The following is a 12,956-nucleotide window of genomic DNA, read 5'->3' as shown; positions in this document are numbered from 1 at the left end:
ATTAGACTTATACTGCTTTTTGGGTATATAAGATATTCTATTCACCAGGAACCTCTTCTACAAAAGGCCCCAAAGGCAGCCCCAGAACCAGAAAGGCGTTTAAGGCTTGTTTCTGAGAAACCAACCCTCAACGCCTTTCTGAATGGTACCTGTTGAAAGAAACCTTACCGGTGAAAACTGGTGCCCACAAACTTAAGGACCTCCGGCAAAGCGGTACGCCAGTAGGTCCAGGTGTGGCCGCCGTCCCTAACCCTGAACTCATGCGCTACCTTCTTGTCAATAAGGGCTGCGTGCAGGGCCATGTTCCCCTTGATGAGGAAATCGTCGTCTCCGCAGTCAATGTAGTACTTCACTTTCTTAAGCGAATCTGCCGGGGCCGTCTCAATGATTTTCAGGATAGAATTCTGGTTCCAGTGGTTGCTCAGGCGCTCTTCTCCTGGGGGGTGCGGGCCATAAATAGCCGCGAAGGTTCGGTTGTAGTTGCCCTCTGGCATGTTCTTGAACTCCTCATTGGTGAAGACGGCGGCACTGAGCGGGGCTGCCGCGGCGAACAAGCCGGGGTACTTCATGGCCATGATAAGCGACCCATAACCTCCCATGGAAAGCCCGGCCACTGCCCTGGCTTCCTTGGCGCTTCGGGTGCGGTATTCTTTGTCAATAAAGGGAATGAATTCCTTCACGAAGAAATCCTCATACTTCACCTTGCCGTCTACACTGTTCACGTACCAGCTCACGTCTGCGTCTGGCATCACTATAAGCATGGGCGGGATCTGGCCGGCTTGCATGAGCCGGTCTGCAATCAGGTGGGCTTCGCCAAATTGGGTCCAGCCGGTCTCGTCATCGGTGTAGCCGTGCAACAGGTACAGGACCGGGTAGCGGCGGTTAGAGGCCGTGTAATCTGAGGGCAGGTAGATGGAGTAGTTCACCTCATGGCCCAGGATCTTGCTTTTGGCTTTCAGGCTTTCCCTGAGTACACCTTGCTGGGCCATTGCCTGCCCTGAAAGAAGCAGGAAAAGAGAGAGGAGGAGTTTACGCATGGATTCTTGTGGTTTAGGATAGTTGCCGAACCGGAAGCTACCGGCGGGGTTAGAAAACCCAAGTATAGCGCTTTTGGCTTATTGTTCCCCATGTTTACTGAGGAAAACCAGGCACCTTTCCTCCTTTGCCGCGCAACGGCCTCTTCCTAGCAGAATCCTAGGCAGCCCTACTCCTATGCCTTAGGGAGGGTATGTTTTTACTTCCCAATCCAGCGGTCTTTCAAGGCCCACTTGCGGATCACTTCCGGTCTGAATGGCCCAAGCTTTTCTCCGGGGCTACCTGGTCACGGACGAGCTGCTTGAGTTCTTTTATTTCCGGGAACCGCCCGGCTGCCCTCCTGTCAAAGATGATTTGGTCATTGATTTTGATCAGGTAGGTTCCGCTGGTCTCACTAGGTTCCAGCAGCACCCCTTTCACCTCATCAGTGAAGGTGGTGAGCAGTTCCTGGGCCATATAAGCAGCCCGAAGCATCCAGCCGCATTTGGGGCAATATTCTATGCTGAGGGTAGGTTTCATTTACACATCGTTTTTAGAAAAACAGCCAGAAATCACTTAGGTTGGCCGCCACGGCCGGCTGCGCCTGAGACCGCTTGTAAAAGACAACGGTTCACTGGTTGCCCTTGTTACTCTAATGGGCAGGCCACCAGGCCGGTCTCCCGCTACCTGGATTAGCACCATGGGTAAAGCAGAAGGAGTTTCCCATTTAACGGGTGTTTTCCAGGAATGAGGGTTAAAAAACGGAGCTTATGGGGGCCGAGAGGCCTGGAAGAGAAGCCAGACAGGTTGGGGTGGGGAGGTTTTTATTGATCCGCTTTGCGATGCTCTATCTGCGCCACCGAATCTTCCAGCCATTTCACGGCTTCGTGCTCGGTCAGGAACGCCTTGCGGCAAACATCAGGGCAATCAGAGGAAACCGCCGACAATGCTCCTTCCTGCAACCGCTGCATCTGACGAGGAGTCAGTAGCCAGGCTACCAATACCCAGGAAGAAACCTGCTGTAAAGACTTGGGGTAAAATTCATTGCTGAGCCAGTCGCTTTCCTGTTGGGTGATTTCCCCTTTTGACCTACAGTCAAGCAACCAGGAAGAGGCGGTATGCTCTCTGGCCAAGGAGAGAATGGCCAAACAGTTCATCTTGAACTCAGTAAAGGTGACAGGCTGTTGCCAACGGATAATAACCGTTTGCATATCCGCCCGATAGGAGATCTTGATGTGCTTGCTGAATCCTATCTTCATGGCGCTAGGGACTTAACGCTACTTAGTGGCGCTTTGGATTTAACATCATACGGCTGTCATTTGTCTGTCTTGCAATGAATTTAACCCTTACCATTGGTAAATGCAAGCAGATAAGCTCATTCCCTACAAATAAACCCTAAACAGGCCATATTTAAGTAGAATACTCCTACTTATTCGTGCCGGTCTCTGGTGGCGTACAGGTTTTTGCGCATAGCCAGAAACAACTCCAGGCAACCCTCCAGAAAAGGGGCATCCAGCCACGTCTTTACCTCCTCATCACCGCCGGTCACCTCCATCTCGCTTACCTTGTAGGTCTGCTCAAAAGGACCCAGCTCCAGTTTGAGAAGGTATTTGCCGTTCCAGGCCAAAAGCGTGATCTTAATGTCTGGGTGGGGAATATCAGCTACAACGCGCATAAACCAAAAGAAAGAAAAAAAGTGAATACTTCCCAAAGCTACGGTACACAACGGTAGCCGCCAAGGGGCCAGGTAAATATCTCAGGACAGGATAACTCCCTAATTTCGCTCCGGGACGGGTTTCTCCCGCCTTTCCTGAAAAGCAGAGCTTAAACCTCTTACAGTTCTATGCCCATCTGGCGCATGAGCTGGCTGGCATTGAAACTCTGGCAGACGCCGGGGCGCAGGGTATAGTCAAAGCGCAGTTGGCCGTCTTCAAAATAGCTGTTGAAGCTGTAGTTCTCCACCGCCCCCGGCAGTTCCTGCTCCATGTTGCCTAGCTCCAGGTCATGGGTAGACACAAACCCGGCCGCCTGCCGCTGGTGCAACTGCCTGATCAAAGCCATGGCCCCTTCATGGCGGTCATGCGAGTTGGTGCCTTTCAGGATCTCGTCCAGGAAGAAGTACACGGGGGTACCGGTAGCTGTTATATCAATCAGTATTTTCAGCCGTTTAAGCTCTGCGTAGAACGACGACGTATTCTCGGCTAGGTTATCTTCCGTGCGCATACTGGTGTACACCAGGGCCGGGAAAACCTTCAAATTACGGGCGCAGACCGCGGCTCCGGTAAAGGCCAACACCATGTTCACCCCCACCGCCCGCAGAAACGTACTCTTCCCCGACATGTTGGAACCGGTGATAAGTACCGTGTGTCCTGTTCCCTCAAAGGCAAGGCTGTTGGCCGTGCGGCCGGGGCTGAAAATAAGCGGATGGCTCAGGTACCGGGCCTCAAATTCAAAGGGGCGGTTACTCACGCCGGGCACGGCGTAGGTGGGATTGGCGTACTGGAAAGCCGCCAGACTGGCCAGGGCCTCAAACTCAGCGGCCGCGTTGAGCACCTGCCCAATATTACCCGACATGGTTTTCTTCCAGCGTTCCAGCCGCCACATCCAGATGAAGTCCCACATGAACATGTGGTTCAAAATGAAGTTCAGGTAGGTGTTCAGGCGCGCCGAGAGGAACTGAATGATGGAGGCCAGCTGGCGCACGTGCCCGGAGGCCTGGCGGTCATCAATCTTGAGCTGCTCCTGCAAGGCCTTGGCCCGGGGACTTTGGAAACTCCGGCCCTCAATGTGCACCAGCAGGTCGGTGTAGCTGCGCAGGGTCTCATACATGCCCGTGCTTTCCTCATAGTATTCATCGCGCTGGCGCTGGTACTTGTAGGCGATCAGGAACTGTACCAGCACCAGGCCCAGGAACGGATAATGGGAACGCCCCTCGGCCCAATACACCGCGGCGGCAATGGTAAGCAAGGGCAGCAGGAACGTGAGCGCCACCAGCCAGGCTTTGCCTTGGAAGAAATTGGGACTTCTGAGCCACAGCAGGAACGGCTGGGGCAATTGCTGGGTCTTGCGGTGGTGGTGCATGGCCCGGGCCTCCAGGTTCTGCCGCCACTCCAGGTCGGGCAGGAGTTCGGCCACGGTCTCTTGCCGCGAAAGGATTTCCTCTGCCGCCGCGGGGGTTTTCAGCCACTCGGCCAGCCGCTGCTGCCCTAAGCGGGTTACCGCCCGGTTTAGGAGCTGAAAAAGAGAATTCGGCCCGAAAACATCCAGGTCGGCGGCGTAGTAATGGTTAGGTTCCTGGAATTCCTCGCCGCTGGCGAAAGAAGAAAGTTCACCCCGAAGGCGTTCCTGCTCCCTCCGGTTGATCAGACCCAGGTACAATTGGTGCTTGCGCGCGTATTCAATCTTGTTGTGCCACCGGATGAGGGCGGCGAAAAGGAAGTACCCGCCCAAAAGAAGGCCCATTCCCGCGGCGTTGCGCCCGTAATAGAAGAGCACCACGCACCCCAGCACCGACCCCACAAAAAAAGACAATCTAAGCCAGCCTACCCAACGGTACCTGGCGGCCTGCCGTTCCTCGGCGGCGAAAAAGCGCTGTTCGCGTTCCGCGAACAATGCCTCTGGAGAGGTCTCTATCATTCAAAAAAGCGTACGTCAGAATTAGGTTCCTGGGCGGCAAGCCGCAGAAGCCATCGGGTTTGCGCCCAGTAAGGCCACTAGGTCCGGAACGATTGCAATTACCACTTCTATCCACAGAACTCCTAATAGCAGTAGCCTGGCTCCGGCTCACCAAAGGTTCAGGCAGCTTTAAGTCATTTTTTGGAAAACACCCTTAAAACAGACTCCTACCGATAAAAGGCCATTGCGTCCAAATTATTGCCTTGGGCAGAGATTTCCCTCCTAAGGCGCATAACCGGCGATTTGAAAAAGTACACAACCGTAGTTCTGGGCCTACTTTTACTTAAACAGGCCTGAAACGGCCCCTAGATGGTGGCAATGCACTTCAACTCAATGGCGATGGGCGTAGGCAAGGCGTTGACCTCAACCGTGGTGCGGCAGGGCTGGCAGTCCTGGAAGTACTGGGCGTAGAGGCGGTTATAGGTCTGGAAATCGGCTTTCATGTTAGTGAGGAACACGGTCACGTCTACCAGGTTCTCCCAGGCAGAACCGGCCTCCTCCAGAATGTGGCGCACGTTTTTGAAGACCGAGTGGCATTGCGCCTCTATGTCATAGCTGCTGATGTTTCCGGCCGCATCAAGGGTGACCCCCGGGATCTCGGTTACGCCCCTCTCCCGCGGCCCCACGCCCGAGAGGAACAACAGATTGCCCACCCGGCGCGCGTGCGGGTATAGCCCCACGGGTTCGGGCGCCTGGGATGAATGAAATGCGGGTGGCGGTGTCTTGTCCATGTAGTGATCCTGTTTTAGCCCTGTTTCTCCAAATTAAGGTAAAAACGGGGCAAAAAAGAAGCGGGCCTTTGCGGGTCCGCTCTTAGATTCTCTGGAAGCTTTGCTTGTCTATTGGAAAGCGATGCTGCCGTATTTGCTGGTCACGTTCACGGTGCCTTTGGGCGTGGCTTTGCCGTACTTCCCTTTGTAGGAACTGGAAGTGTTTCTGACCTCTTTCAGGCTGAAATTAGCCAAATCCTGGTCTAGCTTGAAACTGCCGTACTGGGTGTCTACCTCAAAGTTGAACGCCGAGTTATCAGCGAAGCTCAGGGCCATTCCGGTGTAGCCGCCGGTCAAATCCAGTTTCCGGAAGTTAGAGGACACGTTGTTGATCTCAAACCCTGAGCAGTACTTCACAATAAGGCTGGCAGACTCGCGCAGGCTCCCGATCTTGATGCCGGAGTAGCTTCCGGTACCAGAGATCTGCCCGGCGCTGCCGATATGGAACTTGGAATCATAGCGGCTTTCCATGGTGAGCAAGTCCACCTTGTCAATAATGATGTTGCTATAGGCCGTGGTAGTCCTGATGTCATCGGCACCCAGCAGGTGCAGGTTAGAATACTTGAACAGCAGATCGCCGCCTTTCACAAACCCTACCTGGCATTGGCTGCCGCTGTAGGTCACGTACAGCCTGTTCTTGACGTTGTTGAGGCTGCCAGCGGTCAGTTTGCCGTATTGCACCTCCAACTCAGTGGGGCCGTCAAAGTCTGGCACTTGCACCGCCCCATACTTGTTGCTGATCCTGAGCGGATTGGCTTTAGGCATTTTCACCACGTAGTTGATCTCAAAGGCCTTCTCGCTGCTGGACTTGATCTGCATGGGCTCCCGCTCGGTCACAAAAGACACCAGGTTGTTGGCCTTGTCTTCCTGGATTCTGATCTGGATCTTGTCCAGGATCTCCTGGGCCTTGGCCTCGGTGGCCGCCCTTGAAATCACCGTCACCTCAACGGATATCTCATTTTTGTTCCAGGTCTGCACGTCTACGCGACCAAACTGGTTTTCAATGTTCAGCTTATCTGAGCGGTCTACTTTGAAAGAGCGGTCTATCTTCTTCACCTTGGTATAGGCGAAGGCGGCTCCTTGCACATCTGCTGCCCGGGGGTCTGGCTGCGGGAAAACAGGCATTCCCGCGGCTTCCAGGGCTGCTTCCATCTCTTCTGGCGAAGGAAGGAATGGAGGCTCAGGAATGTCCATTTTTTCTAGGGCTGGCCCTACCGCCGCCAAGGTCTCTATGGCCTGCAGGCTTTTCAGGGACGATGACAGACACTGGAGCACCAGTTCTGAGATCTCGACTTTTATCTCTTCTTTCACTGCTTCCTTGCAGCCCGCCGAGACGGCCGCAGGTTGCCCCTGCGCGGTTGTCCACGCCAGGGATAAGCAAAGAAAGGAAAGTAGTTTAGATATTGGTAGTCTCATGGCGGGCACGGGTTTTTACGTTGTTTCGGTTTTCAAGCACTTCTAACTGCTGGTTCAACAGCGCAATCCTCATTTTAAGGTTATCGCTCATGGCCTGCAGCAGCACTTCTTTGTTGGGGGTGGTGTACAGTTCTTTTTTCAAGGCGTTGTAGGCCGAGTCCAGCTCTGCGAACTGCACGTTGCCGGCGCCCAGGGCTTTGAGTTCAGACTCCTTTTTCTCTATCACCTGCACGTACCGGGTCTCGATCTGTTTTACCTCAGGGGCTATTTTCTCCAGGGTAACCGGTTGGGCAGCGGCCACAGTGCCTGGAGAATCAGAGGAGGCCATATAATACTTGGCAGAGAAGGCAACCATCACCAGCAGGGCAACGGCGGCGGCATACCGCCAGGCGTGGTGCCAGGTCATGGAAATGATCTTGGCCTCCTGCTTTTGATCCACGGGTAGAATCAAGTTCTTTTCCTCGGTCTGCAGGTCGGCGGCAATGTCTTGCCACAGGTCTGGTCTGGGGGTGAAAGAGTCAAACTCGTCTCGGTGGGTCTGTACAAAATCTTTTAATCTATCTTTCATGGCTAATGCTCCTTGTACTCGTTTTGGGGTTCTTTCTACTTTTTCAGCTTAAGAACGACTGCTCCTTCATGAGGCACAGTAATTTTTTGCGGGCCCGGCTGTACTGTGACTTAGACGTGGCCTCGCTGATGCTTAGAATCTCAGCGATCTCGCCGTGGTCATACCCTTCCAGTAAGTAAAGCGTGAGCACCAGCCGGTAACCGTCTGGCAAAGACTGGATCGCCTTCTTGATGCATTCCACTTTGTATTCCATCTCCTCGTGGTCGTAGTCAGGCGCCTCCTCGGCGAAATCCTGGTGTTCTTCCATGGGCACCACCTGTAGCCGCCGGCTGCGCACCTTGGTGATGGACTTGTTGATGACAATACGCTTTAACCAGCTGCCAAAGGTAGAGTCTCCCTTAAAGGTGTGCAGTTCCCTGAACGCGCTCAGGAAAGCCTCCTGCAAGACATCCTCGGCCTCGGTATAGTCATTGGTGATGCGCATGCTCACGTTGAACATGGACTTACTGTAAAGTTTGTACAGCTCATACTGCGCCTTCCGGTCGCCCTCTTTACAGCGGGCCACCACGTGCGCGTTCACGTCGGTGTATTCCAGCGTTTCCAAATTGTTACCTTTTAATGCTCATCATGACGGTAATCTCAGTAACAGCAACCCGGAACAACACCCACCCTTTTCGCTGAGCCTCATGGCTCTCTTCTGTTCCAAACTTCTACTCTAAAGACTAGTGAAAAGCCTTAGGGTTGCACCCTGCTTCAAAAATATCCTGTGTTTTTCACTTCCTTAATTTATTCAAATTATTTCCCACTTTCGCCCAAACAGCTTGCTTTTAACACTGGTTTTCTTTCTTTTTCTGATTTTTAGCAAGAAACAGTCCTTCTATAGCATTCGACCGGCAAGACTCCCTTTTTCAGGCGGCTGCACGTGTCCTTCGCTTCCTTATAGGCAATGGCATTGAACACCAACAGAAGGTATCTGGGAAGGATGGGCCAGTTGTTGGCCGGGACAAACCGGGCGCCTCTGGTGGATGGGCTGGGATGGACACGCGGGAAAGTCTGCGCAGATCGCGTCCCTTGACCAATGCGGCAACGCCTGGCCTGGGAAAGCACTGGAAAAAACGACTGCGTACGGCACCGGGCCCAGGACTTTGAGGAGACCTGCCTACCACGATGGAATCTGACCAGAAAAATGCAGGCGCTTTCCTTCCGGTCAGGTTCCCTTCCTGCGGAATGCCTGCTGCTTCTTTTCTACCGTTTCGCACCTGATTCTGTAAAATCACCTCTTAAACCTGAATCAGCGGGCACTGTTCCGGGAAGCCGGGAAGTAGTTCCTGAAGAAGGCCAGCCAGAGACGTCAGGCTTTCTGGCCGCGGGCCTTGTACGACCAGGTGATCCTGAACCGGGCTACCTCCTCCCCTTGCTCATCATGGCCAATGCTCAGGGTTTGCAGGGCGCTGCCTTGGCCCGTGCGCTGGGTTTCCCGCACGGCAGCGGCAATGGCCTCGCCATCTGAGCAGGTAAAAGTGATGGTGCCCACGGCTTTCTTGCTGAACTCGGCCTCCATGCCCACCACCAGCATAGACACCGACGGTTGCGCCTGGTACAGGTACATCATGCTCATCACCCCCGAGGCCATTTCAGCGGCCATGGCCAGACACGCGAAATAAATGGACTTGAACGGGTTTTTAGTCAGGTACTTGTATTTGATAGTCACCTGTGCCTCCTGGTCTGTTAACCTCTTCACCCGGATACCGGCCAGGTACGCCATGGGCAGGTTCTTGAAAAGGAACAGCTTCAACTTGACGGGGTTCGTGATCAACTTACGGAAGGCGGCGGTAGAAACAGTGGTCATAGGCCCAGGAAAAGAGGAAACAAAAGATAGGCATTTTGCCCGAGGTTTAGAAAAACCCAGCCCCATACCAAGGTTGATCTATTCTCACAAGTACCGGCTGTTGTTGGATGAAGTAAATTGACTTTCCGGCTTTCGCCTCACGACAGTTTTAAACTCCTGGAAATCCCAGGTCCAGGTTAATAAAACTGAACCATAGCGCTAGAATCATAGAGCCTGTACTGTGATTCGGGAAAACCTGTCCTACGGTTAGCAAGTTACCAATTCCATGTTTAACGGGCTTTTTTAGAAAATCGGGCTAAAAACAAAGCAGCCTTACCGCTGTGAAACGGCAAGGCTGCTTTGTTTTTAGAGAGCTGCGTCAAGTTTACCTTCCCTTTTTCAGGAAGACGCCCGCATCCATTGCTTTATCTCTTCGCTTACAAGTCAAACTTGATGCCCTGCGCCAACGGCAACTCCCGCCCGAAGTTGATGGTGTTGGTTTGCCGCCGCATGTAGAAGCGCCACGCATCTGACCCGGACTCGCGCCCGCCGCCGGTATCTTTCTCGCCGCCAAAAGCGCCGCCGATCTCGGCCCCGGAGGTGCCGATGTTTACGTTGGCAATTCCGCAGTCAGAACCCCAATGGCTCAAAAACGCTTCGGTTTCCAGCAGGTTAGAAGAGAAGATGGACGAAGACAATCCCTGCCGCACGCCGTTCTGGATAGCGATGGCATTGTCTACCGAACCGCTGTATTTGATCAGGTACAGGATAGGCGCGAAGGTTTCTTCCTGCACGGTGTGGTACTGGTTCTCGGCCTCTACCAAGGCCGGGGTCACGTAGGTACCCGTCGCGTATTCCTCGCCTTCCAGCACCGTACCGCCGGTGAGCAGTTGGCCGCCTTCCTGCTGTACCCGTTCCAGGGCATCAAGGAAAGCGGTGGTGGCCGCCTTGTCAATAAGCGGACCAACCAGAATGCCGTCTTTCAGGGGATCCCCGATGGGCAGGTTAGGGTACACCTTTAACAGGCGCTCCTTCACTTCGTCATAGATGCTGTCATGGATGATCAATCGGCGGGTAGAGGTGCAGCGCTGGCCACAGGTGCCTACCGCCCCGAACACCACCGCCCGCATGGCCATTTCCAGGTCGGCGTTCTCGGTGATGATGATGGCGTTGTTTCCGCCTAATTCCAGCAAAGAACGCCCTAAACGGGCCCCTACGGCCTCGCCCACTTTCTTGCCCATGCGGGTAGATCCCGTGGCTGAGACCAAAGGCACGCGCTCATCATGGGCCATCTTGTTCCCGATCACGGCATCGCCCACGACAAGACAGAAGACGCCCTCCGGCACCTCGTTCTCGCGGAGCACCTCTTCAATGATGCGCTGGCAGGCAATGGCGGTCAGCGGGGTTTTCTCAGAAGGTTTCCAGACCACCACGTCGCCGCAGATGGCGGCCAGCATGGCGTTCCAGCTCCAGACGGCTACCGGGAAGTTGAACGCGGAGATCACGCCCACCACGCCCAGCGGGTGGTACTGCTCATACATGCGGTGCGTGGGGCGTTCTGAGTGCATGGTATAGCCGTGCAGCTGCCGGGACAAGCCCACCGCGAAATCACAGATGTCAATCATTTCCTGCACCTCGCCCAGGCCTTCCTGTAAGATCTTGCCCATCTCATAGCTCACCAGTTTTCCCAGGGCCTCTTTGTGCTCACGCAGTTTCTGGCCTATCTGCCGCACCACCTCGCCCCGCTTGGGCGATGGCCATGTGCGCCACTCCTGAAAGGCTTGCTGCGCCGTGGTGATCACCTGCTCATAGTCTGCCTCTGAGGCCATGTTCACCGTGGCAATAGGCTGGCCGTTGGTAGGCGAATGGATGACGCGGGTTTCCTGGTTGTTCTCCCCTCCCCACGTAAGCCCGGTGCAGTAAGCAGGGTTCCGGTCTTGGATTCCGAGGCGCGAGAGGATGGAATTGATTTCTGTTGACATAATGGTATGTGTTATTCTTTAAGCAAAGTCTTAGGGAAATAATGCTCCTAGTATAGGCCTTTCTGGCAACATAAAAAACAAAAAAGCCTCTGCCCTGCGGCAGAGGCTTTTAGAAAGCGGTTTTAGCTGCGTTTTGGCAAAAACACCTCCTTAACGGCCCATGGCATAGTAAGCTCTGCGGCCGTCTGGGTAAACCCCCTCAATGAGAAGGCCGCCGCGGCGCGTGCTTTTGAGTACTTTGTCTACGTCTTGGGGCGCATTGGTAGGGGTCTTGTCAATGCTGGTGATGATGAAGCCATCTTTCATGCCGGTCTCAGCGAAAGCGCTTTTCTCCACCCCTGTGATCTTCACCCCGCCGGTCAGTTCCAGTTTGTTCAGTTCCTGCTTGCTGGCGGCTTCAAATTTAGCCCCGTCAATGGTCATGGACTTAGCCGAGTTAGGGTCACGCTTCACTAATTCAGTGCTTCCGTTGGCGTTGCGCAGGGTAACGTTGATGTTTTTCTCGCTGCCGCCGCGCATGAAGTTCACCTTGATCTTGTCACCAGGACGGTAACGGGTTACCTGCTCCTGCAACTGCGCGCTGGTGTTCACTTTCACGCCGTTGATCTCTGTGATCACGTCACCTTCCTGCAACCCGGCGGTTTTGGCGGCACTGCTCTCAGAGAAGCCGGCCACGTACACCCCATTCAAGGTTTTAAGGTTTTTCTCCTTGGCTAAGTCAGCATTTACTTCCTGCATCTGCACACCAAGCAAAGCACGCTGCACTTCCCCAAACTTGATAAGGTCATCCACTACTTTGCTTACAATGGAAGACGGCACCGCGAAAGAGTAACCGGCAAAAGAACCGGTCTGTGAGGCAATGGCGGTGTTGATCCCAATCAAGTCCCCGTTCAGGTTCACCAGAGCGCCGCCGCTGTTACCAGGGTTCACGGCCGCATCGGTCTGAATGAAAGACTCCACGCTCATGTTGCCGGCGCCTTGCAAGATACCTACGTTACGGCCTTTCGCACTCACGATACCCGCGGTTACGGTTGAATTCAGGTTGAACGGGTTGCCCACGGCCAATACCCACTCTCCTACGCGCACCTTGTCTGAGTTGCCGTAGCGCAAAGCCGGCAGGTTGTCAGCGTTGATCTTCAGCAGCGCGATGTCTGTGTTAGGGTCGGTGCCTACCAGGGTGGCATCATACGTCCGCTTGTCATCCAGGATCACCTGGATTTTGTCTGCGCGGTCAATCACGTGGTTGTTGGTCACCACATATCCGTTGGAGGCAATGATCACCCCGGAACCTGACCCCATGGCCGGGCCCTGCTGCCGTTGGTAGCCTTCAAATTCATCTCCGAAGAAATCACGGAAAAAAGGATGGATCTCACTGGCGCTCGGGCTTCTACGGGCCTGTACTTTGTACTCAGTGGTCACGTGGACTACAGCCGGGGTAACCAGCTCTGCGGAAGTGACAAAATTCAAGCCTTCAGGCACCACCACGTCTGAGCTGCGCATGGCGCTGGTGTACCGTACATTGGTATTAGGCGATTGCTGCCCGGCGGCGGGCGCGTCATCTTCCAGCAGTTTATAACCACCAACGGCCACGCCTCCACCCATCATGGCAGAAAGCAGAAGCCCCAACATAAACTGTTTCGTTCTCATATTTATAGATTAGCTATAAAGGTTAAAAAAAGGTAAGTATCTCTTAATAAAGAGGC

At 54.1% G+C, this 12,956-nt stretch carries 12 protein-coding genes; all 12 read right to left on the bottom strand.

Going from position 1 to position 12,956, the window contains the following annotated elements:
• Window positions 1–164: 164 nt before the first annotated feature.
• A complete protein-coding gene (locus FOE74_RS02345) occupies window positions 165–1,037 on the bottom strand; it encodes an alpha/beta hydrolase (RefSeq protein WP_149096985.1) in 873 nt (290 codons plus the stop codon).
• A gap of 238 nt (window positions 1,038–1,275) precedes the next feature.
• Window positions 1,276–1,554, bottom strand: a complete 279-nt coding sequence (locus FOE74_RS02340) for a SelT/SelW/SelH family protein (RefSeq protein WP_149096984.1) — start codon at window positions 1,552–1,554, stop codon at window positions 1,276–1,278.
• 284 nt (window positions 1,555–1,838) lie between these two features.
• Entirely contained in the window at window positions 1,839–2,273 is a 435-nt protein-coding gene (locus tag FOE74_RS02335) for a hypothetical protein (protein ID WP_149096983.1), read from the bottom strand.
• 170 nt (window positions 2,274–2,443) lie between these two features.
• Window positions 2,444–2,689 (bottom strand): hypothetical protein, encoded by a 246-nt coding sequence (locus tag FOE74_RS02330; RefSeq protein WP_149096982.1) that lies wholly within the window; start codon window positions 2,687–2,689, stop codon window positions 2,444–2,446.
• Window positions 2,690–2,847: 158 nt separating this feature from the next.
• Window positions 2,848–4,650 (bottom strand): MutS-related protein, encoded by a 1,803-nt coding sequence (locus FOE74_RS02325; RefSeq protein WP_149096981.1) that lies wholly within the window; start codon window positions 4,648–4,650, stop codon window positions 2,848–2,850.
• Window positions 4,651–4,994: 344 nt separating this feature from the next.
• The gene (locus FOE74_RS02320) at window positions 4,995–5,420 is read right to left on the bottom strand and encodes a RidA family protein (protein WP_149096980.1); all 426 of its coding nucleotides are present in this window, start codon (window positions 5,418–5,420) and stop codon (window positions 4,995–4,997) included.
• A gap of 108 nt (window positions 5,421–5,528) precedes the next feature.
• Complete coding sequence (locus FOE74_RS02315; RefSeq protein WP_188686343.1) at window positions 5,529–6,875, bottom strand: hypothetical protein; 1,347 nt, start codon at window positions 6,873–6,875, stop codon at window positions 5,529–5,531.
• On the bottom strand, window positions 6,856–7,443 hold the full coding sequence (locus FOE74_RS02305) for a hypothetical protein (protein WP_149096977.1): 588 nt from the start codon (window positions 7,441–7,443) through the stop codon (window positions 6,856–6,858). The genes FOE74_RS02315 and FOE74_RS02305 overlap by 20 nt, the downstream gene beginning before the upstream one ends.
• Before the next feature lie 43 nt (window positions 7,444–7,486).
• Window positions 7,487–8,047: an RNA polymerase sigma factor gene (locus FOE74_RS02300; RefSeq protein ID WP_149096976.1), complete on the bottom strand. Its 561-nt coding sequence runs from the start codon at window positions 8,045–8,047 to the stop codon at window positions 7,487–7,489.
• A gap of 747 nt (window positions 8,048–8,794) precedes the next feature.
• Window positions 8,795–9,292 (bottom strand): DUF4442 domain-containing protein, encoded by a 498-nt coding sequence (locus FOE74_RS02295; protein ID WP_149096975.1) that lies wholly within the window; start codon window positions 9,290–9,292, stop codon window positions 8,795–8,797.
• A gap of 416 nt (window positions 9,293–9,708) precedes the next feature.
• Entirely contained in the window at window positions 9,709–11,253 is a 1,545-nt protein-coding gene (gene amaB, locus FOE74_RS02290) for an L-piperidine-6-carboxylate dehydrogenase (protein WP_149096974.1), read from the bottom strand.
• A gap of 150 nt (window positions 11,254–11,403) precedes the next feature.
• Entirely contained in the window at window positions 11,404–12,900 is a 1,497-nt protein-coding gene (locus tag FOE74_RS02285; protein WP_149096973.1) for a Do family serine endopeptidase, read from the bottom strand.
• Window positions 12,901–12,956: the final 56 nt, after the last annotated feature.

The sequence above is a fragment of the Rufibacter glacialis genome, from assembly GCF_008271745.1.
GTDB classification, from domain to species: domain Bacteria; phylum Bacteroidota; class Bacteroidia; order Cytophagales; family Hymenobacteraceae; genus Nibribacter; species Nibribacter glacialis.
The sequence above is the reverse complement of the archived record's forward strand: the minus strand, read 5'-3'. Positions and strand labels throughout refer to the sequence as shown.

Bases quoted from the DNA above. Each gene is read 5' to 3' on its own strand.
- FOE74_RS02345 (WP_149096985.1), bottom strand. From the start codon at position 1,037: ATGCGTAAACTCCTCCTCTCTCTTTTCCTGCTTCTTTCAGGGCAGGCA.
- FOE74_RS02340 (WP_149096984.1), bottom strand. From the start codon at position 1,554: ATGAAACCTACCCTCAGCATAGAATATTGCCCCAAATGCGGCTGGATG.
- FOE74_RS02335 (WP_149096983.1), bottom strand. From the start codon at position 2,273: ATGAAGATAGGATTCAGCAAGCACATCAAGATCTCCTATCGGGCGGAT.
- FOE74_RS02330 (WP_149096982.1), bottom strand. From the start codon at position 2,689: ATGCGCGTTGTAGCTGATATTCCCCACCCAGACATTAAGATCACGCTT.
- FOE74_RS02325 (WP_149096981.1), bottom strand. From the start codon at position 4,650: ATGATAGAGACCTCTCCAGAGGCATTGTTCGCGGAACGCGAACAGCGC.
- FOE74_RS02320 (WP_149096980.1), bottom strand. From the start codon at position 5,420: ATGGACAAGACACCGCCACCCGCATTTCATTCATCCCAGGCGCCCGAA.
- FOE74_RS02315 (WP_188686343.1), bottom strand. From the start codon at position 6,875: ATGAGACTACCAATATCTAAACTACTTTCCTTTCTTTGCTTATCCCTG.
- FOE74_RS02305 (WP_149096977.1), bottom strand. From the start codon at position 7,443: ATGAAAGATAGATTAAAAGATTTTGTACAGACCCACCGAGACGAGTTT.
- FOE74_RS02295 (WP_149096975.1), bottom strand. From the start codon at position 9,292: ATGACCACTGTTTCTACCGCCGCCTTCCGTAAGTTGATCACGAACCCC.
- amaB (WP_149096974.1), bottom strand. From the start codon at position 11,253: ATGTCAACAGAAATCAATTCCATCCTCTCGCGCCTCGGAATCCAAGAC.
- FOE74_RS02285 (WP_149096973.1), bottom strand. From the start codon at position 12,900: ATGAGAACGAAACAGTTTATGTTGGGGCTTCTGCTTTCTGCCATGATG.